Raw genomic sequence first — 25,564 nt, 5'->3', positions numbered from 1 at the left:
GTGTGGTCTCCGTTTTTCCTGTCAGCCTGTTCACTAATTTTTCCTTTATTTCAGACTCTTTTTTTTGGAGGATGTTCATGCTTAAACGAAAAGTTTTATTGTTCCTTGGTTTAATAATGATGGTTTGGGTGTCTGCGGCTCAGGCTTATGTGGGGTTATGCTGCGCCCATTGTGGGGGCAATATGCCGCTAAATATTTTTGGTGGTGGCATACCGGAACCTAAGGAATTCCGCTTCAAGGTCAGCCAGATGATTATGGAGATGGGGCCGCTTCGTGATGGAACCGATGACATCTCGAATGATGACCTCTTAGGGGGTCAGAATGTCAACGGAACCACTTATCCTGCTCTGCCCACTTCTATGCAGATGTATATGACCATGTTTGGTGCTGCTTATTCTTTCTCAGATAATTTTGCCATGATGGGAATGGTCAATTACATAGAAAACACCATGCATATGGATTTAAATAATGGAAATAACTTTGTGATGACTTCCGGTGGTATTGGGGATATTACCCTGCTTGGTAAATACCGTGCTTATGCCAATGATAATCTGGTTCCAACAAATCAGATGTCGGTTTTGTTTGGTTTGTCACTGCCTACCGGCGCCATCGACAGGAAGTTCACAAACCACTCTAATGATACTTTTAATGGCACTCTACTTCCTTACAAAATGCAATTGGGGAGCGGTACTGTTGATCCTATTATAGGTTTTACCTACCAGGGGTCGCGAGATCCTTTCTGGTGGGGATTAAATACCCAATTGGAAACCCATCTTTATGATAACAGCCAGGGATATCACCGGGCCCAGGAGTTGAGATATGACCTTTATGCCATGAAGCAGGTTCATGACAAGGTAGTTGTTCACGCGCAGTTGAATGGCTGGTATGAGGGCACCTATAGTGGTGAGGCTGATGATCAAAGAAACTCGGGAGCGGGTCGTGCTAACTTGAACAACAATAGAGGTTACATCAGTCCTTTGTTTGACCCTAACAATTACGGGGGGCATAAGGTACATGTTGGTTTGGGTGTTCAATTTCAGCCCATCCCATTGCATATAATGGAAGTGACAGCAAGCGTGCCCATTCATCAGGATTTGAATGGACCGCAAATGGCGGATAACTGGATGGTTCAGTTCAGTTATTACCTCGAAGTTCCAACAAAGAACAGTAGACGTTATAAAGGGTTTAATCCACCCAAAGCACTTGGATTTTAATAGTGCGGATCGGATTGTTGTTGATAGTTTTTGCTTCGTTATTTCTGGGGGGTTGCGCCGGGACACAAACGATCCCCGATCCGGAGAGCCCCGGTGCCAGGCTTTTCCAGGAAAGATGCACCATGTGTCATGGTTTACCGGCTCCCACAAGGCATAATCCGGAACAGTGGGACCATCTTTTGGTCATGATGGAAGGGTTTATGCAGGAAAGAAATATTGATTTTCCGGTTCAGGAAAAAAAGCTGATTCGGGACTACTTACACAAAAATGCAAATTGAGGAAGTGATTATGAAACCCATCAAAATGTCATTGCAAATAGTTTTGTTATTCATGGTGGTGCATGCAACGGCTTATGCGGAACATTCTTCTTTTGATAAGATGGGGGTGGTGCCACCAAAAACTTCCCAGCAGGCACCTGAATTTATGGTCAGGAATCTGAAGGGGCAGAATGTCAAGCTATCAGATTTTAAGGGGAATGTTGTTTTACTTAACTTCTGGGCTACCTGGTGCGGGGCATGTATTGAAGAGATGGCTTCCATGCAGAAGCTTTACTCGACCTTAGACGGGGTTGAAGTCGTTGCTGTTTCCATTGACCGGTGGAATGAAGACCGAATTCAGGAATATGTTAAGAGCAATAAACTGACTTTTCCTGTGCTTCTGGATCAAGATCAGAAAGTCAGGAAGAAATACCATGTCATGGGTTTGCCCACCAGCTACCTGATTGATGCCGAGGGTAAAATCCGGGGCTATGCTTCAGGTGCCCGAACCTGGGACAGCCCAGACTCACAGGATCTTTTTATATCCTTAAAAGGAGATGGCTTTATAAAAGACCTTCCTCCAGTGGAACGTTTATCTATGAGTGCGAATTAGGTTATCACCAATCGCATGCCTATAATGCAATTTCTGTTTGCCCCTGTTCTTATGATTCTGCTCATAAGTCCTGCCTGGGGCCAGTCTATTGAGTCTGTACTCTCTCGTTTAGACCAGAATTATTATTATCCCCAAAAGCAGGGATTAAGTATCCTTACTGTTCAAGTTCAATGGGAACAACTGGACGTAACTTCAAGTTCCAGAAAATTTCTGCGCAACCCTGACTTTAACTTTGTATGGAAGGATGGAGCTCGAAAAGGATTGGGACGCTTTGAGTTGGCAAAAGGACAATCGCATATCTCAAAAGACAGGGAGCAGGAATTGACAGCTCAAATCAGTCAGTTTAGTGAACCGATCATCCCTCTCACACTACAGCAAAAGTTTTCACGGTTTTCAGGTAAGGTAGATACTCTGTCCAACAAAAACCTTGTCTTAAAATTCACTCAAACAGCTTCAGATCAACACTACAAACTCTTGGTGGATACAAAAAGATGGCTCATTAGCAGATTGCGATTCAAACAATCTCGTGAACCTGAAAATGTGCAGGGAGAGTTCAGTTATTCAAAGTTGGGAGGCAAGCTGGCGATTTCTGAAAGCCGTTCCCGGTTTGAAGTAGATGGAAGTGAGTATTCTAAGACCACACGTTATAAATATAAAAAAGCCAGTGGGATTTGGTGGGTTCATCGAATTGACCAGACCATCAAACGGGAAGATACAGTGTTGCAATCTTATGTTTTAAAATTATCCAACTTTAAACCTGTTCTAAACTCACAGTAGTAAAAATAATCCCGACTTTATCGAGCACTTAAGTACTTTATTCCAATGACTATTGAGTCTCCATGATTATTCCTTTATAATTAATAAGTTAATACTTCTTTGAGGATGGATATGTCGGGATTAAAAAGTGCCTGGGAACTTAGTTTGGAACGCTCTGACAAGATGGCCCCTGAGCTTAAAAACCAGAAAAAGCTTACTAAAAAACAAAAACAGGAAATTGCAGAAATTCGAAAAGAATATGCTGCAAAGATTGCTGACTGTGATGTGAGTTCTCAAGACAAAGTCCGCCGGTTGTCGGACCGCGTGCCCCCTGAAGAAATTGAAGCTAAAAAAGCAGAACTAGAAGAGCGATATAGACTGGATAAGCAAGCACTGGAAGAAGAAATGGAAAAAGAAGTGGAAGCTGTTCGCAACAGGAAAGATTAACCCTGTTGCCTGCCTATTGTCTTACCCCTGTTTTCCCCTATTGTTCACTACGGAATTAGTTAAAGCCTGAATGAAAAACGAGATCAAACAGATTATTAATAATGCTTTGGAAAAAGCCCGGCAGGCAGGTGAACTTGAGTTAGCCACGTTTCCCGAAATTGTGGTTGAAAAACCCAAGGACGAGAAGATGGGAGATTTTTCAACCAACGTTGCAATGACGATGGCAAGGAGCGAGCGAAAAAGCCCCAAAGTGATAGCTGAAAGTGTTACTCGTTATCTTGAAAATGGTGATCTAAGTCAGGTAGAAGTCGCGGGACCTGGTTTCATCAATATAAAAATGTCTCCTGAGTTTTTTCTTGAGCGATTGAGAAATGCTGTTTCTTTGGGAAAAGACTTTGGCAGGTCTGATGCGGGGCAAGGTACAAAGGTTTTGATTGAGTTTGTCAGTGCAAACCCCACTGGCCCCTTGCATGTTGGTCATGGCAGAGGTGCTGCTGTCGGAGATTCTCTGGCAAGAATTTTGAAAAAAGCCGGATATAATTTAAGCACTGAATATTACGTGAACGATGTGGGAAACCAAATGAACTTCTTAGGTCGCTCTACCTGGTTGCGATACCGTGAATTGCTTGGAGAGACCATTGAATTTCCTGAAGACCATTATCGAGGCGACTACATTAAGGAAATTGCACGTGAAGTATTTGAGAAAAAAGGTGATGAATTTTCAAACATGCCGGAAGAGGAATGTGTCCCTTTTTTCAGGCAGTTCGCGAAAGATAATATTCTTAAGGGAATTGAAAAAGATCTGACTGATTTTCGGGTTGGTTTTGACAACTGGTTTAGTGAAGCATCCCTTTACGAGGATAAGTCGGTAGAGAAAGCCATTGATTGGTTGCAGGGTAAAGGTCACATCTACGAAAAAGATGGTGCCGTGTGGTTGAAGTCATCAGCTTTCAATGATGATAAAGACAGGGTGATTGTAAAGCAAACTGGAGAAAGAACCTATTTTTGCTCAGACATTGCCTACCATCAAAACAAGATTAACCGTGGATTTAAAAAACTCATAAACCTTATGGGTGCTGACCACCATGGCTATGTTCCTCGCATGGAGGCGGTGCTTGAGGCAATGGGGTATGATAAAAAAATATTCAAGATTCTTCTTGTACAGTTTGTCAGCCTTTTACGGGCAGGTGAAAAAGTTTCTATGTCTACCCGGTCAGGTGAGTTTGAAACGTTGGCAGATGTTGTGAGTGAAGTTGGGGTTGATGCGGCCCGTTATTTTTTCCTGATGCGTAGTTCAGACACGCATTTGGATTTTGATCTTGAGTTGGCTAAAAAGGAAACACCGGATAATCCTGTATTTTATATTCAGTACGCACATGCCCGAATCTGCAGTATATTTCGAACCGCTGAAGAAAAAGGTGTGGTGTGGGACAGGTCATCCAATACAGACCTCACTCCTTTAAAGGATGAAGAGGAGTTCGCGATGATCCGGGCGATATTGGCATTTCCAGAGGTTGTGGAAAAAAGCGCACAGGCTTTGGAAGTGCACCGAATCTCTCATTATCTGCTGGATCTTGTTTCACGATTTCATGGTTATTACAGCAGACATCGAGTTATTTCTGATGATAAACCGTTAACACTGGCAAGATTGTTTCTTCTGGATGCATTGCGTATCACCATTCGAAATGGTTTCGAGTTGATGGGGATATCATCTCCAGAAAAAATGTAGCCATTAGGCGTAGGACAGAATTAATAGAATAGGTAAGCATATTTGATGAAATTTGTCCTTGTTATAGTTTTTGTGGCGGGTACCCTTGCGGGGTTGCATTTTTCCGGCATCGTTAATAAGTTTCAGGAGAGTGACTCTCCTAAAAAGGTAAGAGCCGTAAAACCTGAATCCATCCGCAAAAAATTGAAAGAACCGCCACCCAAAAAACCGGTTTATACTTTCTTTGAGACCTTGAATGATTCCACGATGACGCAATATGTCGATCTTAACGGCAGGTTAACGCAAACATCGCTTTCACCCGGGAAAAAAGCACCGGCTAAGGCAAAAGCTAAAGTGGCAACCCATCCTGTTAACAAAGAAGCGAAACTTAAGCCGGCTACAAAACCTGAAAAAAGAAAAGAATCCAACTCTGTAAGCAAAGCTTCTGAAATTACAGAGCAGGGTGATTTTGTGGTTCAAGTGAGTTCGTTTCGAGACAAGGCACGTGCTGAGTCTCTGAGAAGTCGTTTGCAGAAGAGTGGGTTTGATGCATTTTTAACGCAGACAGAACTTGCCGACCAGGGTGGAACCTGGCACCGTGTTTTTTTGGGGCGGTATGTGGATGAATATAAAGCACAGGCAGCTGCCAACCTTGCCAAAAGCAAGTATAAGTTAAATGTCGTTGTGCGAAATACTGACTAGTTGGATCGTCGATAGAGAGATCAATTTTCCCTGGCTTTATAATTACCGCAAAGGTGGTCTTTGTCGCAGTAGGCCTGTAATTCTTCTACCGGATCATCGATTCTCTCACCACCATAAAACTTTTCTTTACTGTCATACCAGGTGTTGAACCGGTAACCTTTGATGTCATCGTGGTACAGTTTCCGTTTTTCGTCTTCCCCTTTGAATTCGAAATTTATAATCGCTTCTCCTTTTTCTGGGATAGTAACAGTCCCTATTTGTTTTTCAATATAGGGGTGCCAGGCAACCACTTCATAGGTTCCAGGTGGAATATTGTCGATACTGAAGTTTCCCTCTGAGTCGGATACAGCGTAGTAGGGGTTTTGCACCAAATATGCGTGAGTTTGCAGGAAAGGGTGGAGGTTACATTTAATAATATAATTTTCCGCATCTTTGCGGGCAAAAATGCTCCGGACCTGGCTTGATTTTGGGGGTACGGGTCGGTTGCTGGTTTGGTCCGAATATATGTTTCGAACTTCATAGGTTGCGATTTCGTGTTGGATTGGGTCTGTGTTTTCCACCATGATATTCTCACCATTTTTTGCGCCAATCACATACTCGTTGGCGCGGCAACGGTTGATGTGAAAGGTTTGCATCTTGGGTGAAAAGGGTTTGCCTTTTTCAACGTTCGCAAGATGAATGATGGTGTCTTTCAGTCCCCGGTTTTTAGAAACCGTGAAGTCGAACAGCAGACGGTGCCCCCTCCCATCCGATATCCTTGAACAGTATTCTATATTTGGAGCGTGGATCAGGTGAAAAGAACGGACTCTGGGAACCTGGCCGGAGAGTGTGACACGACCTTTTAAGGTGCCTCCATTATCAACAGTGACTACGGTATAAGCAGATTCAATCTGGTCGAATAGTTTTTTTGCGAGTTTATTGTTCCTCTTGAACAAAACCTCGACCTTTTCAATTGCTTTCTCTCTTTTACCCTGCAGACTATACAAAACTCCCAGATCATACTCGGCTTTTACCATTCGGTGATCCATGCTCAGGGCCTTTTCCAGCTCCTGTACGGCTTCATCAATCAAGTGAACCCGGGCAAAGGAAACGCCTCTGTTGTAACGCAGTCCTGGAGAGTCATAACCAAGCCTTAATGCTTTTTCGAATGAGAGCAGTGCTTCCTTGTAAGACCCTGTTTGACTGTAGGCAACGCCAAGATTCGCTTGAATCAGGCTGTCCTCGGGAGCCAGTTTGGCGGCTGCTTTGAATTCTTCTACAGCTTGATCCCATACTTTTTTCTGGCTCAATTTCAGTGCTTTTTGATAATGGGATTTTGCTTCTTTGTTCGGGGCGGCAGAAGCCTGCAGGGGAAAAAGCAGGTGCAAAAATATAAATATCGAACTGAAAATTTTATGGAATTTAAAAGTTATCACTTTGGTAAAATATTCTTAAAAGATGAATTTTTTAATTTAACAATACTTGTATAGAGTGTCAACTTCCGGTTTCTTTTGAATCGGTGTTCTCAAAATCAAACAATTGTAAGATACTCGTGAGAGGCTAAAAATTCCACTTACTTATAGTGTGTCTGACCTTGACCGTAAAAGGAGCCAGTTTGAAAAACAGACATTTCATGGAATCATTCGAAGCACACTGGGGGATACCGGGAGGTATAGCTCAAACCATTGTTGGTTCTCAACTTCGAAATCAAAAATTGCCCGTTCCTTCCAGAAAAAGGCATGAGTTGAGCTTTGATGGGCCGGGCAGGGCTGTTTTATACGAAATTGAAGCTAAAGATAAAAATCTGCCTGTAGTATTGTTGGCACATGGTATGGGTGGCTGCTCTGAATCGGGTTATATCAAACGTATTTCCACTAAACTTTGGATGCGGGGTTATGGAGTTTTCCTGATAAATCATTTGGGTTGTGGTCCGGGTATGGGATTGAGTCCAAGGTTGTGGAATGGTGGATCCAGTGGTGACCTGGGTAAAATGATTGAATTTGCAGTTCAGGCAAATAGTAATAAGCCTCTGATACCAGTCGGATTTTCTTTGAGTGGCAACGTGCTTTTAAAATATCTGGGAGAGGGGCGAAAAATTCCCAAAAACATTATAGGCGCTCTGGCGGTTAATCCACCTGTCGATTTAAGGGTTGCCAGTGACATTATATCGAGAAAATGGAGTTGTAAACTTTTTAACCAATATTATATGAGATTGATCAGGAACCAAGCTTTGGCCTTGGTAGAGAAATTTCCGTCCGCAATGAGTCCGCTCAAAAACTTGAAGACAATTTGGGATTTTGATGTCAGCTATACAGCTCCTGCTGGTGGATTTAAAGATGTCGATGATTATTATGAACGGTCCAGCTCCAAACATTATTTAAAAGATATACAAACGCCAACTGCCATCTTGACAGCTGAGGATGACCCTTTTGTTCCCGGATATTTATTTGATCTGTTAGAGAAGAGTGAAAAGGTGATGTTATACAAGCCGAAAAATGGGGGTCATATGGGCTATATTTCAAGACGCAATACGCTGTATGGAGACCGACGCTGGATGGACTATGCCGTGCAGGAATGGGTGAGGGAGTTGCATGAAACAGGAGGCAACCCATAATGCAGAGCAGCATTCTTTTGAAATACCGGTTAAAGGCCCTTGCCAATGCTTTCAAAGGATTTGGCGCAAAGAAAATTGTGCGTCCACTTTCAATTTCAACTCTGGGAGTGTTGTTTGTAATGGGCGATTACTGGTTTTTCCACCGGGTAATCAGGTATCTGGACGGCTTCCCTTCCAGGTTGGGAGATGAGTTGATAGTACAACTGGTCAACCTGGTATTCATCACTTTATTTGCGATGGTTATGTTTTCCAGTCTGATTGTTTCTCTCTCCGCCACATCCCCTTATCAACCCGTCTTATAAAGTCCTAGAGTCCCAGTAAATACAGCCTTTGCAAGCAAAAACTTATCCACATAAATTTATATCGCTCTCACTTATTCAAAAGACACCACTTGGATGAGACCCTGCTTATTGGATTGGCTACCGTTAACAATTAAATGAAGTTCAGCCGCTGGTTCGACTTCATTCTCACAGGAATGATAGTTTTTATAAATAATTTGAACAATATCGGGATCGCACTGTATTTCGAAGGGGTACGTTCCGTTGTCCTGTATCCCAAGTGGCTTTACGTAAAGCTTATGGGGCGTATTGTCACTATCTCTGACAATATACCATATTTCAAATTGGTCACCTTCTTTGTATTTTGTTATTGTTACGTTCCCTGACACCTTGTGTGTTACTTCGGCAATTACGGCGGCAGGCATCATCAGCGATACCATTAATATGGTTCCAGTTATTATTCTCATAATAAACTCTCCAATCTTAAATTTTATTAATTACTATCATGTTCCGCTTCCCTCAGCGGATAGTTCTATTCCAGTGACTTCCTTAACCTCAACTGCACTCCCCTCAGCGGAGAGTTCTATTCCAGTGACTTCCTTAACCTCAACTGCACTCCCCTCAGCCGTTAGCTCATCAACCGCCTCACTTGTTTCTGCTGCCACAGCGGTATCGTCTTGCTGTTCCAATCTAGGTGCTCGTTCTCGCTTCCGCTCTCGTTCCTTGCGCATTTTTTCCCTATAACTAGTAGCATCATTGTGTTCCAGTCGAGGTCTTAGGTCTCGCTTTCGCTCTCGTTCGTTTCGATTTCTATCTACTTCATTCGTGACTGCAAGACTAGTGGAATAAACAAAAAGTAATAAAAATGAAACAAAAAACACAATTTTAAACTTCATAAACAAAAATGACCTCATGTAGCCAAAAAATTAAAATAAAACCACAAAAATTTTAATCATTTATTACTGCTATAGTCAACAATTTAACGATCTAATTTAGAGTTTATTTTTTAGCCACTTAGGCGGTTTTGTTCCATGAACAGTGAATTTGATGGTTATTTCTCCCGCCTACTAAGTGGATATAAATAGAGAGTCAGAATTTTTCTTGGGGGGAACATTCTATCCCAAATTTGTTCATGAAAATATTTCAGAAATCTCTTCAAGTACGGGCGGTTTGTTGTTTATGATTTTAGTGTTGAGTTATATTGGGTTGATGGTTATGTTAGGGGCTCGTCCGCTTTATGTGCATTTAAATGAAAAGCTCCTGTTGAAATCCATTGGCGGGCCATAGGTTCCAGTTTGTTATGGGTTGATTTTTATTCTCACCTGGGCTGTTAGCCACATCCCTTTAAGGTTGGGAGTTCGCTCTCTGAACGGCAGAGGTTTTTGATGATAGTAGAAAGTTAGTTATGGAACTATTTCCTGATTATGAAAAACCAACCGCACCTCTTGCGGATCGCTTGCGCCCTGACAACTGGGAAGGGTTTGCGGGGCAGAAGCATCTTATCGGAGAAGGATTGCCTTTAAGAGAATTGGTGGAATCTGGTTCGAAACTATCTTTCATATTATGGGGCCCACCTGGAACAGGTAAAACAACCCTCGCACGGATTGCGGCACGACTGACTGAAAGCGAGTTTCATGAGATCAGTGCGGTGAATGCCGGTGTCGCTGATATCAGAAAGGTCATTGAATGTGCCCGCCAGCTTTGGAAGACCCATCAACAGGGAACAATAATCTTCATTGATGAAATTCACCGGTTTAATAAAGCCCAGCAGGATGCCGTACTTCCTCATATTGAAGATGGAACAGTTCGTTTGATCGGCAGTACAACCGAGAACCCTTCATTTGAGGTAATACCTTCACTTAGATCGCGTTGCCAGATTTTTCGGCTCGACTTTTTGGGGCGGGAACAAATTCATGAAATCCTAGACAGAGCTTTGAATGATACTGAAAAGGGTTTGGGAGAGGCAGATATTGAAATTTCTCAAGAAGCAATAGAAATGATTGTCAGTCATGCAAATGGAGATGCTCGCCGTGCACTAAATGTTTTGGAAGCAGCAAATGAGATAGGTGTTCGGAAGAACTTGAAACAGGTTGATCTAAAGATAGTAGAGGGGGTTGTTCAAAAAGCATCTACACTTTTTGATAAAAAAGGCACTGAACATTACGATCATGCCTCAGCGTTCCAGAAAAGTTTACGTGGCTCAGATGCAGATGCGGCAATTTACTGGCTGGCAAAACTGATTGATGGGGGTGAAGACCCTCGTTTTATTGTTCGCAGGTTGTTGGTCACTGCGGCTGAAGATGTGGGAAACGCTGACCCTCAAGCATTCATATTGGCGCAGGCTGTGGCGAATTCTGTGGAAAAGCTGGGATTTCCAGAAGCACGCATACCTCTTGCTCAGGCAGTGATCTATGTGGCACAGGCTCCGAAGGATAATTCTGCGATTGTCGCTATAGATAAGGCTTTGGACGATATCCAGAATAAGGGGCATTCCTATCCTGTCCCGGATCATTTGAAAGACACGCATTATAAAGATGCTAAATCAAAGTATGGATTTGGTGTGGACTATAAGTACCCGCATGACTTTCCTGGCTCGACGGTTGAGCAGGAGTATCTACCAAAATCTTTAAAAGATCGTAAATATATACCTGAAAAAAAATGAATTGGTAGGTTGTGCCCTTCGTGGTATAGAACACAACCATGGTTTTAATTTGAGGAAAACGAATGAACATGAATACTAGATTTGATAATGTTGAACAGATTTTTGAAGGCCGGTTGCGAGGTAACCAGCTTATGTTGAGTGGAAAAGGACTAAGCGTCGAAGAATCTCGTTTACTGTGGCAGTCACCTAGAATGAGGGAAATCAGTTGGCTGGATTTAGATGATAATAACCTGGGAGATCAGGGAGTTCAGTTATTGACCGAATGCGAATTTTTAGAAAATATCCAGTATTTAAACCTCAACCAGAATAATGTAAGCGATGAAGGCTTGAAGTTCCTAGCCAATGCCAAATATCTCGGTAAACTTAAACGTTTGCACCTGAAGGGAAACCCAATAAAGGGTGAAGGCATTCTATATTTATTCAACTCTGAAACACTGGTTAATTTGGCTACCTTTCAGTTAAATGAAGGTTGGACATGTAAAAAAAAGGAAGGGTGGCGTTACAAGCCGCAGATCTGAGTCATGTCTTCTACTTCCAACCAACTGCATATTCATATATCAGCACAAGACCGCCCTGGGATTCTGGCTGAAACTTTAGCATTCATAGTTCAGTCCCATTGCAATGTAGTCGATATCAAGCAATTTGTTTTTAACGGTTTACTCAATCTATCCATTTTGCTTGACGGGTGCGATGAAGCCAAGATTCAACCCCTTCGAGACGCACTATCCGGTTATGCTGAAAAAATGAATTTCAAAGCCACTCTGTATCCCTGGGAAACAGCGATAAGGCCAGAGGCCCCTTATATCCATCGTTCAGTTGTGACCTTGCTCTGTGATTCCATGCCATCCACGGGATTTTTGGAAATCACGAGAATTTTCGCTGAGCTTGATATAAATATCCTGCGTATTGAGCAATTGGGCTCAGGGGATGTGCATGCACTGGAGTTTATTATCGGAACCCGCGAGGTCCACTCATCAGAAGATGTCCTGGATGCCTTGGTGAAGTTTAAAGAAAATTATCGGGTCGATATTGCTGTTCAGGAAGAGACTTATTTCAGACGTAATAAAAGGTTGATTGTGCTCGATGCTGATATGACTTTCTTGCAGTGTGAAGTTATTGATGAACTGGGAAAGTTGGCCGGGGTGGGAGAGGAGATGGCCGGGATTACACATCAGGCTATGAATGGTCAAATCGACTTTGAATCAGCATTACGTAAAAGAGTTAAATTGTTAAAAGGACTATCTGTAGAAAAACTGTATCAACTCTCCAGCTTATTACCTCTTACACCGGGGGCAGAGTCTCTGGTTTATATTTTGAAACACCTTGGATATAAAATTGCTCTGGTCAGCGGTGGTTTTCAGTTCTTTATAGATAAGATTCGCGAAAATTATGGTTTGGACTATGGTGTTGCAAATCAGTTGAGAATAGAAAATGGTAAAGTTTCTGGTGAGCTGGAAGGGCAGATTATTGATGCGGAAGCCAAAGAAAAAACATTGATTGCTCTAGCCGAAAAGGAAGGATTCTCCCTGCGTCAGGTAGTGGCAGTTGGTGATGGGGCTAACGATATTAAGATGCTGGCAAAGGCAGGATTGGGGATTGCCTTTAACGCCAAACCTATCGTGCAACGCCAGGCAAATGCAAGCATCAACCAGTCTGACTTAAGATTAATTCTTTATTTTTTAGGGATTAACGGAAAAGAACTTCAGGAGTTAGATGATCTGTCTGGAGGCGAGCAGTCCTGGCCTTCAGAAAAATGATAGAGGTTTAATAGGTTTGAGCGGGTTCTTTAGATTTATAAGCAAGGTCTCTAATTGATACAATTCCTGCTATCTCATCATCTTTTGTGACAGCCAGATGGTTGATATTGTATTTTTGCATCAGTGACCCGGCATCAGAGATTGTTAAGTATATATCTACGGCTAAGATTGATTCCTCCATAATTTTGGAAACTGGAGTTTTTTGATTTAGGCCTTCACAGACCAATTTATGTAAGAGATCCTTCTTAACCAAAATGCTTACATAAACCTGGTATCCCTTTATTAATGAGAAACCAATTTCACTTCCTTGGCTGATCCAAACGGGGTCAGGTCATAAGCGGCATATAGGCCCTGCCTTCCTGTTCCAAAGATTGCGTAGCGATAACCCACGGGCAATTAAGTTTGAGAAGTGATGCTTTTTAAATATGGTTTTTAATCTATAAGCACCAGACCAATAGCATGGGTTGGGGTACAGGGGGTCTGTTTACCAAGATCACCCCAGCCGTTATTGTGGACGGTTTCATTAACATCAATTCCGCAGGCTTGAAGGGTTGGCCGGGCTTTTTCAGGATATTGACAACAAGTTGAAATGGTGCAGGGGTCGCACAAGTCACAGGGAGTAGCAGATAATGCAAATGCCTTGCTGAAACCTTTCTCTTTTAAAAGACTTTCCAACTGGACCACAATTTCTCTTACGTTTGTTTCCGGACTTGCGTTTATCAGCAGGGCTTTTTCGTAATCTGAAAGGACTTCCGACATTTCTTCTGTATCGGGTGCAAAGGGAGGGCAGGTTAAAAGCGAACCGTAATGGGAACAGCCATATTGGCACTGTAACTTCATCCAATGAGCCATGGATATGGTCTTTGTTAAAATCACCTTTGCTTTGGTGCAACCCAAGCCTATTGCTTCCTGAATAAGCTCTTGATTCGAGCGAATATTTTGAGGCAGGGATTTTATGTTTTCTGAAGTCATGGTATTTCCCGATGGTGATTGATGCTCTGATATTATTTAGTGGATGAGGCTTAGGGTCAAGAACATACTTTCTTGAGTTTCCAAAGAAGGTTTCCACAGATCCGAAAATTTAAAATATATCATTTTAATCATTGATAGTTAAGGTTTTATCGTTTCTAATGGGTTGTCAATGGGCTCTCATATTTTACGGGATGCAATACAGCAACAACGGGTGAGAAGATGGGGTTTCCTTTTAAAGCAATTGGTTTTGACTGGGCGCATACTTTGGTCGATTTGGGAGAAGAGGGTGACAGTCCTCCTTTGGAGAAAGTATTTACCTTCCTGAGGGATAAACAAATTGAACTGCCGGATTTTGAAACTTGTCTGGCAAAATCCCGGGAACTTTTTCGACCGATGATAGAACAATCCCGTAAAACTCATCGAGAAGCTCGCTATGAAGAGGTTTTGCAGTATCTACTTTTCTATTTCAAAATTCAATGGCAGGGAAAGGTTACAATTCCAGAACTCTTGCAGGTTTATTATAAAGAGGTTTATAGAGAGCGAGTGGTTTTCCCCGAGGTCAACACAGTTCTCAATCAATTGAGTCAGTGGGGAATTAAAATGGGAATTATTTCCAACACCACTAACCCGGTTTTTATGAAGGAAGAAGAGCTGGAAGCTACTGGCTTGAAGAAATATTTTGATTTCACTATTTATTCCTCAGGTGTTCCTTATCGCAAACCTCATCCATCCATTTTTCAACTTGCGATCAGCCAGTTTAAATTAGAACCCTCGGAAATTTTGTTTGTGGGAGACAGTCTTTCAATGGATATATTGGGAGCGCGCGGGGTGGGTATGAAAACCGCATGGATCAACCGTAAAAAAGAAAAATCAGATATCATCCCCGATTATGAAATTGTGTCCCTGGAAGACTTGTTAAGGATTCATTGGGTGGAGGCATGAGCCACAAATTTTTTGTACCTGAAGAACAAATTGTCAGTGACAAAGTGACGCTTACCGGCTCGGATGTTTCGCATATCAGGACTGTTTTAAGGTTAAAGCCTGGAGCTTCTATCAAGGTGATCAGCGGCTCGGACAAATTACTCACGGTTCGTTTGATAGAGGTCAAAGCAAAAATAATACATGGAGAGGTTGTTGGGTCAGAAAAATTCGAAGTAGAGTCTCCTTTAAAGGTACATTTGGGCCTCGCATTGACCAGGGGGAACAAGTTTGATTCGGCCTTAAGAAAATCAGTGGAGCTGGGTGTTTATAGTGTTACTCCTTTGACCACAGATCGATGCGTGGTAAAAATGCATCAGGCTGGGAATAAAACCGAGCGTTGGAAGAAAATTGCCCTGGAAAGTGCCAAGCAATGCGGGCGTACTGAAATACCTTTCGTGGCAGAAGAAGTAGGTACTTTGGAAACGTTTTGCAAAAATAACCATGATCGAGACCTTAACCTGGTTTTTTGGGAAATGGAGGAAAACTATTCCCTGAAAAATTTAAACCTGGTCAAAGCACCGCATTCAGTAGGTGTTTTGATTGGTCCCGAGGGTGGATTCAGCTCTAATGAGATCAAGAAGGTCCATGATTTCGGTTTTCATACCATAGGGCTGGGACCCCGTATTCTTAAAGCTGAAACGGCCCCTGTGGTGGCGTTGGCACTTTTGCAATCACTTTGGGGTGATATATAAAAAGTTAAGCTTGGCAATAAAACTTGCTATTATTAACCTTAGTTTATAAGTAGAAACCTTGAATTAATGAGTTGACCATGGCTTATCAGTGCAAGCTTGACATTTTTGAAGGCCCTTTGGATCTATTGCTCCATTTAATCAAAGAGCAAAAAATGGATATCTACGATATTCCTATTGCTCAAATCACACGGCAGTACATGGACTACCTTGCGCTGATGCAGGAGTTGAACCTTGAAGTGGTCGGTGAATACCTGGTGATGGCGGCAGAGCTGGCGCGTATCAAATCAAAAACTTTGTTGCCGGCTCCAGAAGTTGATGGGGAATTCGATGAGGGCAGTGGAGAGGACCCGCGTGCGGAATTAATGCGCAGACTGAAAGAATACCAGCGCTATCGGGACGCGGCCTTCGAGTTAAGGATGAAGGAACATGATCGGCAACAGGTTTTTGCCCGTGGTGGACAGATCGAAATTGATGATAGTTCTGAAGAACGGGAACTTGTTGATGCGTCGGTATTTGATTTGTTGAAAGCCTACCAGAAAATTCTGGATACAAAGTCCTTTGAAAAAGACTATGAAATTGAAATTACAGAAATGTCTGTTACGGGACAGATTCAGCATATTATGGAAATTCTTAACGCTTCTGAAAGTGTTACGTTTGAATCCCTGTTTACGGTGTTAAATACCAGACAGGAGGTTATCGTCACTTTTCTTGCTATTTTGGAGTTAATGCGTCTTAAACTATTGCGCGTTCAGCAAACACGCCACTTTGAAACAATCCGAATCTATAAGTCCGCAGATGAGGAAACTCAGGATGCCATTTTGGAGGAGTACCACCGTACCCTCGACTCTGAAGGGCCATCTTAAGGCCATATTTTTAATGCCTTTTCAAATTCTTTTTTTGCTTTTTCCCATTCCCGCTGCTTATAGTTTTTTAATCCCTCGAAATAAAATGGCATTACCTTTTTGACCGACTCATCGGTTTCGCCTTGTTTTCCTAATAGTTCGAATATTTTTATGGGAGTCGATCTGCCGACCACTCTCAAAACATCCAGTTCCCTGACCTCAATGAATTCTCTGGCCGCGTTGTAAGTGGACTCGTTGATAAGGGAATAAGTACGATATTCTTTATTGGCTCCTTTTTATGAAACTATTTGGAATGGGGGCTTTCCGTCTGGTCCCGTGTGAGATATAATAAATCTATAAACAATAGTTTACATCCCATACCAAATACTATGCTTCGTCAAATCAAAGAAGATGTAAGTGTTGCTATCGAAAAAGATCCTGCTGCAAGGAATTTTCTCGAGGTGCTGTTATTGTATCCCGGTGTTCATGCGTTGATCAGCTACCGTTTAGCGCATTGGTTATGGAATTTGGGTTTCAATTTCCTGGCCAGGGCTTTATCTCAGTTTTCCAGGTGGATAACTGGTATAGAAATACACCCGGCAGCAAAAATTGGTCATAGGTTTTTTATTGACCATGGTATGGGAGTGGTGATCGGTGAAACTTCCGAGGTGGGGAACAATGTATTTATCTATCATGGTGTCACATTGGGAGGACTCGCGACTAAAAAGGCAAAACGTCACCCGACTATATCTGATAATGTAGTGATTGGCGCCGGTGCACAAGTTTTAGGCCCTATACACGTTGGTCGTAACACGAAAATTGGTTCTGGATCGGTGGTTCTTCAGGATGTGCCAGAATACTCCACTGTAATCGGCGTTCCGGGTAGAGTGGTTTTTTCCGGTGTTTCTTCTGATGTTGAAGATAATGAGGGACTGGAGTCTTTCCCGGATCCTGTTGCCCGGGCTATAGAGTGCATGTTAGACAGATTGCCGCAAATGGAAAAAGAAATTCGTCAATTAAAGGAAACCCTGAAACAGAATGGAGTAGATCCCGCGTCTATCAAGTCGGAGACCCTTCCACTATCAAAGGAGGCCAACGTTAACCCTGAGCAATAGGGGGGCAATGGCTACAATCTTGCTAAAAGGTTACATCTTTTCTTTCTTTTTAATCTGACTTCTATTTTTTTACAGGTTTAGTTTGAGTAAAATTTATCTTGATCATAACGCCACAACCCCGATGGCTCCTGAAGTTCTGGAACTCGTTGCATCGGTAATGCGGAGCCAGATAGGAAACCCTTCGAGCGTGCATTCTATAGGCAGGTCGGCCCGGGTTATGGTAGACGAAGCCCGTGAGCAGGTAGCCGCTCTCATTGGAGCTTCACCCTCAGAAATTATTTTTACCAGTGGGGGAACCGAGGCAAATAACTTTGCCCTTTTGGGTGTGGCCCTGAGCACTGGAAAAGTTGTCGGTCATATTGTTACAAGTCAGGTTGAGCACCCTTCCATTTTGAACCCCTGCCTGCAACTTGAAAAACTGGGGTTTGATGTGGGCCGGTTGTCGGTAGACAGGCTGGGGCGGGTCGAACCATTAGCAGACAGTATAAGGGAGTCGACCCTTCTTGTGTCTCTGCAGCATGCCAACAGTGAGACTGGTGTGATGCAGGATATTGTGAAAGCGGGTGATGTGGTGCAGAATAAAGGGGTTCTCTTTCATACGGATGCTGTGCAAAGTGTTGGCAAGATACCTTTTAGCGTTAAAGATATGCCCATCGATATGTTATCCATTTCCGCGCATAAGTTGAATGGCCCAAAGGGGGTTGGGGCTCTTTATCTAAGGAAAGGGACTGCTGATTTGTTTTCACCTGTTTGTGGAGGGGGGCAGGAAAAGAAAAGAAGGGGGGGGACAGAAAATGTAGCTGGTATAGTTGGTTTTGGCAAAGCATGTGAACTGGCACTTTCGAATTTGCAGAAATCCACACAATTATCCTCCCTGCGTGATCACTTCCTCAATTTGGTGACTGAACGGATTTCAGGAGTCGAAGTTTTTGGTGATGTTGAAAACAGGCTGCCAAATACTTTGAACCTCGGTTTTGATGGGGTTGAAGGAGATACTTTGCTCATTGGTCTGGATATGGCCGGAGTGGCTGTTTCGACAGGATCGGCATGTAGTTCGGGGTCTGGACTGCCTTCTCCTGTTTTAACAGCAATGGGCATACCGGCAGATAAAATCAACTCTTCAATCCGTTTTAGTTTAGGCTGGAGTAATACCAGGGAAGAAATTGAAAGGGCTGCCGAGATCGTGAGTCAAACAGTGTCTCTCAACAGGTCGGGAACCCGTGCCTGAAAAACGAAATTCACCTTTCCAAATTTGGGGGAATTTACATATATTTAGCTGAAAAATCCATTTATAATGAGGTTGACATTATATAGACAACCTCATATAATTCATTGATTATTAAGGAGTAGTATTCCTTTTGGTAACTTGATGGAGTCAAACATGCCTTCCACCAACATATTTTCGCGCCTTCTTCTTTTAGCGGTGCTTATATTTTCTTTAGCTTTTTCCGGTTGCAGTTATCTTCCATGGGCTGGTGAAGATGAAGATGATTTGGCTTTTGAAGAAGATTTTCCTTTTGAAGCTGAAGATGATGAAATGGATTTTGGTGATGAAAGACGAGATAGACGGGACAGGCGAGTGGATTCAGGTGAGGATGATTTCTTTGCTGAAGACAGCGAATTTTCCGATTTAGACGCGAGTGATGACGGGTTCATGGAAGACGACCCCGATGGTTTTGCCAGTGTTGATCAGCGCACGGATAAAAATGAATTAAAAGGTGATGTGGAAAGTCTGCAAAGCCAGCAGGAGGCTTTGATCAGTAAGGTTCGCGAACTTGAAGAAATATTGAGCACCTTGGAGCCGAAGATCACTGCTGCGAGTGAGAGGCTTGAAGGAAGTGTTTCTTCTGTAACAGACTCTTCTGACTTTCTGGAGCCGGAGGTAGAGGACCTGAAGGCACAGGTGTCCCGCCTAAATGAAGAGATCGCTAGAATTAAAATGCAGAAATCACGGGCTGCTCCGGCAACCAAAAGGCGTATGCGAAGAGCAGTGGTTAAGACTCCTCCTGAGTATGATAAAGCCCTGAATGCATACAGAAGCAAGAATTATGACGAGTCTATTTTGCTGTTTCAGAATTTAGCGCTCAGTAATCCCCCAAATAAATTAAAAGATAATATCGCATTTTGGATTGGTACCAATTATGTCGCTTTGGAGATGTATGATGACGCTGTCCTCCAGTTTGAGACAGTATTAAACAAATATCCCCGGGGCAATAAGGTGCATGACTCACGCTATATGTTAGGGCTGACCTATTCCAAAAAAGGGGAAACCAGCCGTGCGGTTGAAATCCTTGAAGGTGCTTTAAAGAAGAATCCTCCCTCAGAAGTACGTGGTAAAATTCTTGCCCAACTGAATCAGATTCAGTAACGAGCCTTATTCTATCGATTTGTCTTTTATCGGTTGAAGACCATTTAGTTTTAGGTTATTCTCCATTTTGGAGGCTAATGCAGGCCATTATTAGCTGTTCCATTAGCCTACCGGTCATTTGAGTTCCCGTTTCTTCTTTTAGAAGTCCTTTTAAATTCAAATTATGTTTTTTGCTTCCCTGGAAGACAGGAATTCCGATTTGTTTGACTTTAATTTTCAGGTAGTGAGTATGGGGAAGGTTGGTTTATGATGGCTGACACGAAAGTTATAGCTGTTATACCCGCACGCTGGTCTTCTTCCCGTTTCCCAGGCAAACCTCTTGCCTTGATTCAAGGCAAACCAATGATTCAATGGGTATATGAACAGGCAAGTAAAACAAAATGTGTGTCTGAATTGATCGTTGCAACAGATGACTCGCGTATTCTGGATACAGTAAATGGGTTTGGTGGAAAAGCGGTTATGACTTCATCAGACCATGAGTCGGGAACCGACCGTATTGCTGAGGTGATCCGGGATATAAACTGTGAGGTCGTTGTGAATGTGCAGGGAGATGAGCCTCTGATACCCCCTTCAAATATTGACCTCATCGTAAAACCTCTGTTGGAAGGGATTTCTCAATCGACGGTTACTTTAAGAATCCCGATAAAATCACACAAAGAACTGTTGGATCGTAATATAACTAAAGTTGTTGTGGATAAATTTGACCAGGCGCTATACTTTTCTAAAGCTCCTATTCCGTGGGACAGGGATAATAATGGTATAAATTCTTCAGTCGATCACTTGAAGCCTTTTTGGTATAAGCATATTGGACTTTATGCATACAAAAAATCATTTTTGATGGAATTTAGCAGCTTGCCTGAGTCTAATCTTGAGAAAATTGAAAAACTGGAACAGCTAAGAATACTTGAAAACGGACATGGTATAAAAGTTGTTGAAACAGATTTGGATTCGATCGGTGTAGATAGTGAATCAGACTTAGCTCTTATAGAAGAGCGCCTGGCTGAACAGTCGGTTTTACCCTGAACCTGAAATTATTGAGGATGTTAAGTGAAAAAACGGACTAATGGAAAGAAAGTGAAATATATTTTCGTAACAGGTGGGGTTCTATCATCTTTAGGAAAAGGAATTGCCGCTTCTTCAATAGGCAGTTTGCTGGAATGCACGGGGCTTAAAATAACCATTCTTAAACTGGATCCATATATCAATGTGGACCCGGGTACTATGAACCCATTCCAGCATGGTGAAGTCTATGTGACAGATGATGGTGCGGAAACTGACTTGGACCTTGGTCATTATGAGCGGTTCACTCATGCAAAAATGCGCCGGGCAAACAATATCACCGCAGGACGTATTTACAATAATGTGATCCAAAAAGAACGTAAGGGAGAATATCTAGGGGCAACCGTACAGGTAATTCCACATATTACTGATGAGATCAAAAACCATATCCGTTCTGTTGGTAGCACCAGTAATGTGGATGTGGTTATTTGTGAAATAGGGGGTACGGTCGGTGATATTGAAAGTTTGCCATTTATGGAGGCCATTCGCCAGTTCCGGTTCGATGTTAAGCCTAAAGACGTGCTTTATGTCCACCTGACTCTGGTTCCCTATATTAAAACCTCTGACGAACTTAAAACAAAACCCACACAGCACAGTGTTCAGAAATTGAGGGAAATTGGTATTCAACCGGACGTTCTATTATGTCGAACGGAGAAGAAACTCTCTAAAGGTATCAAAGAAAAAATAGCTTTGTTTTGTAGTGTCGAACCAAGCTCTGTAATAACTGCTATGGATGTTGCTTCTATCTATGAAGTTCCTCTTAGTTTGGAGAAAGAGGGGTTGTGTGAAATCATTCTGGATAAACTGGGGATGAAGGAGAAAAAACCGGATCTCGAACGATGGGAAAAGATCAATCATACCTTAAAAAAACCGGAAAGCGAGGTCAGGATTGGTATTGTCGGGAAATATGTGGATCTGAAAGAATCTTATAAAAGCCTTACCGAGGCTTTGATACATGGTGGAATTGGGAATAATTCACGCGTTATTTTTGACTGGGTGGATGCGGAGGATCTTGAAAAAGAAGGAGGCCAGGATTTACTGAAGGCCTGTGATGGAATTCTCGTGCCAGGGGGTTTTGGGGACAGAGGCATTGAAGGGAAAATAAAAGCGGTTCAATATTCTCGTGAAAACAAGATCCCTTATTTCGGGATTTGTCTCGGTATGCATTGTGCCGCGATTGAATTTGCGCGACATGTTGCCAATCTAAAAAATGCCAATAGTGCGGAATTCTCCACAACTTCTCCTTATCTGGTTATAGATCTGCTTCCCGATCAGGACTCGCAGGGAGATAAGGGAGGTACCATGCGGCTAGGGGAATACCCCTGCCAGTTAAGAAAAAATTCGAACGCATTTAAAGCTTATGGCAAAAGAGAAATCGAAGAGCGACACAGACATCGTTATGAGTTTAACAATATGTATCGCATCGAAATGGAAGAAGCGGGCCTGGTTTTTAGCGGATTATCTCCCAATGGGAACCTTGTTGAGATCATCGAATTAAAAGACCACCCGTGGTTTCTGGCCGGTCAGTTTCATCCGGAATTCAAATCATCCCCCATGAGCCCGCATCCCTTGTTCCGTGACTTTATCTCTTCGTCACTGGAGCATCGCAACGGTAATGGTAAAAAACCTTAATCAAGTTTTTGGCATTTCGTAGCGTTCCTTGTAGTTTCTTATTCGCGCATTAGTCTTTTCTTTGCTATCCCGCTTATTCACCCTCAGCCAGTCGATGGCTAGTTTTTCTGCTATTATTTTACCCACCTCTTTATCTTCCCAGTAACCTGTGTGGCTGATGGGTGTTCCGCCTGAAATAAATGACCCGACGATACATTTGATTCCGCGGAAAAGATAGCCCAGTTGCCTGAGATCCCTTTGCAGTTCTTTGACCTGTTGTGGCGAAGCAGCATCTGAACCATGTGAAAGTGTAAGCCCGGGTTTTTTATAGATTCTTGAGGGCATATTTTGAGAAAAATGCATCTTATATCAAGTCAGTTTGACTAAAATAAACAAAGCCCGTCATTTTATCCCTATAAGTATATATTAGTTTTATCTTGTATTTCTCTCTTTATAAATAATCAACCATAAATTGTGAAATGGTAAAGACTTCAGGTTAGGGACTTATCAGTCTTCAAATAAATAAGAGGGTTAGGGCTTTATGGGTATTTGCTGATTTGGGGAGATAGGGAGGGTTAAGCCATGGCTCGAATGATATCACGTTTTCCGATTATTCCGACTAGTTTGTCGCCATTCAGAACAGGGAGGGTGTGTATATCTTTTTCGGCCATCATAGTAGTGATTTCGCTGAGTTCTGTATCGGGAGAAACGGTGACAGGGTTTTTATGGTAAATATCTTCAATTTTTGATCCAGTCAGTTTTTTACATCATCTTCAAACTTCTTCTCGCTTTCCAGAAACAGGACAGCATCGAACAGGGCGATTACTGTAGGAATGTGGAGTTTCTTGTTCTGCTCAATCAAGTCGCCCTGAGTGACAACACCGACAACCTTTCCACCTTCATCAAGAACTGGGACCCCGTTAAAATGGTTTTCAAGAAATAGTTTCGAAAGATCACTTATGAGTTGATCTTTTTTTACTGTGACCACATCCCGAGTCATGATGTCGCTTGCCGTTTTCATTCTTTTCTCCGTTTCTTTGAACTGTTTATCAGTCCTGCTTGTTTAGATTAGATACTTTCCTCAGCTGATCTATTCCCTCTAAAGTAGGGCGTTGTGTTTCAGGTTGTTTTTCACTTTTAACTTTTTGGCTTGGTCTTTGGTTCTTTCTTCTAAACATGTTACTGAAGAATTGCATGACTGTTATGATGAAGTCTAAGAATCGATCTACGAATTTGAAAGGCAATTCTTTTTGCATTTTGTAGACCACATATACAACCACAATAATAAGAATAATATTGGGTATCCACACCGAAGTGTATGCATGAATTTTACCGATTCTTCCCAGGTTCTGGGTCATAATCAGGCCAATATAATAAATCATGATAACGGCAACGGTAATTCCAAAGCTACCAGACTTTCCAGACCGGCTTGATTTTATGCCGAGTGGTGCACCAAGAAATGCAAATAGAAGGCAGGTAAAAGGTATGGAAAACTTTTTACTCAACTCGACTTCAGGGCCATGGGTGGGAAGCCCTTTTGCCTTCATATCCTTGATTTTTTCTTTGATTTTTGCAAACGACATTTCTTTGTTCCCGACAAGGGCCTCTTCTTCCAGCCTTTCCGTGTCTGGGAGACTCAGGTTGATGTCATAACGATCAAAATTTAAAGTCTGATAATCTCCTCTTTCATTACTCAACTCATGAATGGTTCCATTATCCAGCTTAAGTTGAATTTTGAGGGTTTTCGGGTTTGGAAAGATCACTCCCTGCTCAGACGTGATTATTTGTGGATTTTTCGGATTGGTCGTGTCGGCTATAAAAACTCCTTTTAACAAAGAGTTTTGATGGTGTTCTTTTACCAATAGAATCAGGTTTTTGAAATCCCGGTTGAAGACATTAGGCTGAATATCAATGTTGGCACGGTTCTTTATGATGTCATACACCAGAACTTTATAAGAGTGGTTGCCCCATGGAAGTGCCAGGAACATAATGATATTGGCAAATAAATATGCAATTAATGAAAATAGTAGAACAGGCTTCATGAGTTCCAAAAAACTCCAGTTGCACGACTTCATGGCAACCCATTCGTTATTAGCTGAAAACTGGTTGAAAGTCACAACAGAAGCCATAAGAACTGCCATGGGAATGGTGATGGCAAAAAAAGCCGGGGAGATATAGACCATCATCATTATCATTTCCAGAAAAGAAACCCCACGGTTGACGATCATTTCAGCAAGAAACAGGAATTTGTCCAGATAGAGGACCATTGTCATGGCAAAAATGCTGATCAAGAAGATCTTTAACAGCTCTTTGAGAATGTATTTGTCAATGGTTTTAAATATCATTTAACGGGGTGTATCAATATAATGGTCTGCAAACAGGCTGGAATTATTGATTAAAGAAACGAAAGGTTTCTTTTTATAATTCGTCACATTATACTACATCATGGCATCGGGTTTATATTCCATCCTTTTTAAATTTAATGAGTATTTCAGTTAAAAAATATAAGCATAAAAGATTACCTCACTGGTTAAAAACCAGACTTCCCGGAACCTCAAGATTTTTTCAATTAAAATCACTATTAAAAAAAAGTGGATTGAATACGGTTTGCGAGTCTGCATCCTGTCCAAATATTGGCACCTGTTGGGATGCCGGCACTTTGACCTTTATGATCCTGGGAGACAGTTGCAGCAGGGCTTGTCGGTTTTGCGATGTGCCTACAGGTTCCTTGAGTATTCCTGACCCAGATGAGCCTGACAAGGTAGCCCTGTCTCTTTCAAAGCTGGGTTTAAAATTTGCGGTTATAACTTCTGTGGATCGCGATGACCTGCCAGATGGCGGGGCAGGTCAGTGGGTTCAAACCATCAAGGCAATTCGAAACCAGTGCCCAGGCGTTAAGATTGAAACATTGATTCCTGACTTTCAGGGAAAAACGAA

Annotated in this window: 29 protein-coding genes and 1 pseudogene; 22 read left to right on the top strand and 8 right to left on the bottom strand. The window is 42.3% G+C overall.

The window, feature by feature from the left end:
* The first annotated feature begins 71 nt into the window (after positions 1-71).
* From F3741_08675 to F3741_08645, 7 genes are all read left to right on the top strand, one after another.
* Entirely contained in the window at positions 72-1,214 is a 1,143-nt protein-coding gene (locus F3741_08675; protein ID MZG30864.1) for a transporter, read from the top strand.
* Positions 1,215-1,216: 2 nt separating this feature from the next.
* On the top strand, positions 1,217-1,492 hold the full coding sequence (locus F3741_08670) for a cytochrome c (protein MZG30863.1): 276 nt from the start codon (positions 1,217-1,219) through the stop codon (positions 1,490-1,492).
* Between the two features lie 10 nt (positions 1,493-1,502).
* Positions 1,503-2,084, top strand: coding sequence for a TlpA family protein disulfide reductase (locus F3741_08665; GenBank protein ID MZG30862.1), 582 nt, complete (start codon positions 1,503-1,505; stop codon positions 2,082-2,084).
* Between the two features lie 24 nt (positions 2,085-2,108).
* Positions 2,109-2,861: a hypothetical protein gene (locus F3741_08660; protein ID MZG30861.1), complete on the top strand. Its 753-nt coding sequence runs from the start codon at positions 2,109-2,111 to the stop codon at positions 2,859-2,861.
* Positions 2,862-2,972: 111 nt separating this feature from the next.
* The gene (locus F3741_08655; GenBank protein ID MZG30860.1) at positions 2,973-3,287 is read left to right on the top strand and encodes a hypothetical protein; all 315 of its coding nucleotides are present in this window, start codon (positions 2,973-2,975) and stop codon (positions 3,285-3,287) included.
* A gap of 70 nt (positions 3,288-3,357) precedes the next feature.
* Positions 3,358-5,016 (top strand): arginine--tRNA ligase, encoded by a 1,659-nt coding sequence (locus F3741_08650; GenBank protein MZG30859.1) that lies wholly within the window; start codon positions 3,358-3,360, stop codon positions 5,014-5,016.
* Positions 5,017-5,061: 45 nt separating this feature from the next.
* On the top strand, positions 5,062-5,697 hold the full coding sequence (locus tag F3741_08645) for an SPOR domain-containing protein (protein MZG30858.1): 636 nt from the start codon (positions 5,062-5,064) through the stop codon (positions 5,695-5,697).
* A gap of 20 nt (positions 5,698-5,717) precedes the next feature.
* On the opposite strand, the gene F3741_08640 is transcribed toward F3741_08645, so the two are convergent.
* Entirely contained in the window at positions 5,718-7,088 is a 1,371-nt protein-coding gene (locus F3741_08640) for a tetratricopeptide repeat protein (GenBank protein ID MZG30857.1), read from the bottom strand.
* 203 nt (positions 7,089-7,291) lie between these two features.
* On the opposite strand from F3741_08640, the gene F3741_08635 reads away from it, so the two are divergent.
* Positions 7,292-8,290, top strand: coding sequence for an alpha/beta fold hydrolase (locus F3741_08635; GenBank protein ID MZG30856.1), 999 nt, complete (start codon positions 7,292-7,294; stop codon positions 8,288-8,290).
* Positions 8,290-8,592 carry a hypothetical protein gene (locus F3741_08630; GenBank protein ID MZG30855.1) on the top strand — a complete coding sequence of 101 codons (303 nt, stop codon included), beginning with the start codon at positions 8,290-8,292 and terminating at the stop codon, positions 8,590-8,592. The genes F3741_08635 and F3741_08630 overlap by 1 nt, the downstream gene beginning before the upstream one ends.
* Before the next feature lie 71 nt (positions 8,593-8,663).
* Here F3741_08630 and F3741_08625 read toward each other — a convergent pair whose 3' ends face one another.
* The gene (locus tag F3741_08625) at positions 8,664-9,035 is read right to left on the bottom strand and encodes a hypothetical protein (GenBank protein MZG30854.1); all 372 of its coding nucleotides are present in this window, start codon (positions 9,033-9,035) and stop codon (positions 8,664-8,666) included.
* A gap of 36 nt (positions 9,036-9,071) precedes the next feature.
* Positions 9,072-9,464 (bottom strand): hypothetical protein, encoded by a 393-nt coding sequence (locus tag F3741_08620; GenBank protein MZG30853.1) that lies wholly within the window; start codon positions 9,462-9,464, stop codon positions 9,072-9,074.
* 175 nt (positions 9,465-9,639) lie between these two features.
* On the opposite strand from F3741_08620, the gene F3741_08615 reads away from it, so the two are divergent.
* From F3741_08615 to serB, 4 genes are all read left to right on the top strand, one after another.
* Positions 9,640-9,855 carry a hypothetical protein gene (locus F3741_08615; GenBank protein ID MZG30852.1) on the top strand — a complete coding sequence of 72 codons (216 nt, stop codon included), beginning with the start codon at positions 9,640-9,642 and terminating at the stop codon, positions 9,853-9,855.
* Between the two features lie 118 nt (positions 9,856-9,973).
* Positions 9,974-11,230, top strand: coding sequence for a replication-associated recombination protein A (locus F3741_08610; protein MZG30851.1), 1,257 nt, complete (start codon positions 9,974-9,976; stop codon positions 11,228-11,230).
* 62 nt (positions 11,231-11,292) lie between these two features.
* Complete coding sequence (locus tag F3741_08605; protein MZG30850.1) at positions 11,293-11,748, top strand: hypothetical protein; 456 nt, start codon at positions 11,293-11,295, stop codon at positions 11,746-11,748.
* Between the two features lie 3 nt (positions 11,749-11,751).
* On the top strand, positions 11,752-12,987 hold the full coding sequence (serB, locus tag F3741_08600; protein MZG30849.1) for a phosphoserine phosphatase SerB: 1,236 nt from the start codon (positions 11,752-11,754) through the stop codon (positions 12,985-12,987).
* Between the two features lie 7 nt (positions 12,988-12,994).
* On the opposite strand, the gene F3741_08595 is transcribed toward serB, so the two are convergent.
* Together F3741_08595 and F3741_08590 are read right to left on the bottom strand one after the other, a co-directional pair.
* Positions 12,995-13,240 (bottom strand): CBS domain-containing protein, encoded by a 246-nt coding sequence (locus F3741_08595; protein ID MZG30848.1) that lies wholly within the window; start codon positions 13,238-13,240, stop codon positions 12,995-12,997.
* A 179-nt stretch (positions 13,241-13,419) separates the two neighbouring features.
* The gene (locus F3741_08590) at positions 13,420-13,959 is read right to left on the bottom strand and encodes a DUF2284 domain-containing protein (GenBank protein MZG30847.1); all 540 of its coding nucleotides are present in this window, start codon (positions 13,957-13,959) and stop codon (positions 13,420-13,422) included.
* Between the two features lie 219 nt (positions 13,960-14,178).
* On the opposite strand from F3741_08590, the gene F3741_08585 reads away from it, so the two are divergent.
* From F3741_08585 to F3741_08550, 8 genes are all read left to right on the top strand, one after another.
* Positions 14,179-14,901 (top strand): HAD family hydrolase, encoded by a 723-nt coding sequence (locus F3741_08585; protein MZG30846.1) that lies wholly within the window; start codon positions 14,179-14,181, stop codon positions 14,899-14,901.
* Positions 14,898-15,632, top strand: a complete 735-nt coding sequence (locus tag F3741_08580) for a 16S rRNA (uracil(1498)-N(3))-methyltransferase (GenBank protein MZG30845.1) — start codon at positions 14,898-14,900, stop codon at positions 15,630-15,632. Before F3741_08585 ends, F3741_08580 begins: the two co-directional genes overlap by 4 nt.
* 77 nt (positions 15,633-15,709) lie before the next feature.
* Positions 15,710-16,495: a segregation and condensation protein A gene (locus F3741_08575; protein ID MZG30844.1), complete on the top strand. Its 786-nt coding sequence runs from the start codon at positions 15,710-15,712 to the stop codon at positions 16,493-16,495.
* 368 nt (positions 16,496-16,863) lie between these two features.
* On the top strand, positions 16,864-17,589 hold the full coding sequence (gene cysE / locus F3741_08570) for a serine O-acetyltransferase (protein ID MZG30843.1): 726 nt from the start codon (positions 16,864-16,866) through the stop codon (positions 17,587-17,589).
* Positions 17,590-17,671: 82 nt separating this feature from the next.
* Entirely contained in the window at positions 17,672-18,817 is a 1,146-nt protein-coding gene (locus F3741_08565; protein MZG30842.1) for a cysteine desulfurase, read from the top strand.
* A gap of 141 nt (positions 18,818-18,958) precedes the next feature.
* Complete coding sequence (locus F3741_08560) at positions 18,959-19,957, top strand: tetratricopeptide repeat protein (GenBank protein ID MZG30841.1); 999 nt, start codon at positions 18,959-18,961, stop codon at positions 19,955-19,957.
* 246 nt (positions 19,958-20,203) lie between these two features.
* Positions 20,204-20,980, top strand: a complete 777-nt coding sequence (gene kdsB / locus F3741_08555; protein ID MZG30840.1) for a 3-deoxy-manno-octulosonate cytidylyltransferase — start codon at positions 20,204-20,206, stop codon at positions 20,978-20,980.
* 24 nt (positions 20,981-21,004) lie between these two features.
* Entirely contained in the window at positions 21,005-22,648 is a 1,644-nt protein-coding gene (locus F3741_08550; GenBank protein ID MZG30839.1) for a CTP synthase, read from the top strand.
* On the opposite strand, the gene F3741_08545 is transcribed toward F3741_08550, so the two are convergent.
* The 3 genes and pseudogenes from F3741_08545 to F3741_08535 all read right to left on the bottom strand — a co-directional run bounded on the left by F3741_08545 (position 22,649) and on the right by F3741_08535 (position 24,972).
* Positions 22,649-22,990: a hypothetical protein gene (locus tag F3741_08545; protein ID MZG30838.1), complete on the bottom strand. Its 342-nt coding sequence runs from the start codon at positions 22,988-22,990 to the stop codon at positions 22,649-22,651. It abuts the gene before it with no gap.
* Between the two features lie 212 nt (positions 22,991-23,202).
* Positions 23,203-23,648, bottom strand: a pseudogene (locus F3741_08540) (CBS domain-containing protein).
* A 28-nt stretch (positions 23,649-23,676) separates the two neighbouring features.
* Positions 23,677-24,972 (bottom strand): YjgP/YjgQ family permease, encoded by a 1,296-nt coding sequence (locus F3741_08535; GenBank protein ID MZG30837.1) that lies wholly within the window; start codon positions 24,970-24,972, stop codon positions 23,677-23,679.
* A gap of 137 nt (positions 24,973-25,109) precedes the next feature.
* Between F3741_08535 and F3741_08530 the strand changes: the two genes are divergently transcribed.
* Positions 25,110-25,564: lipoyl synthase (locus tag F3741_08530; protein MZG30836.1), on the top strand; the 455-nt coding region annotated here is incomplete at its 3' end.

The sequence above is a fragment of the Nitrospinota bacterium genome, from assembly GCA_009873635.1.
Taxonomy (GTDB): Bacteria; Nitrospinota; Nitrospinia; order Nitrospinales; family VA-1; genus LS-NOB.
The sequence above is the reverse complement of the archived record's forward strand: the minus strand, read 5'-3'. Positions and strand labels throughout refer to the sequence as shown.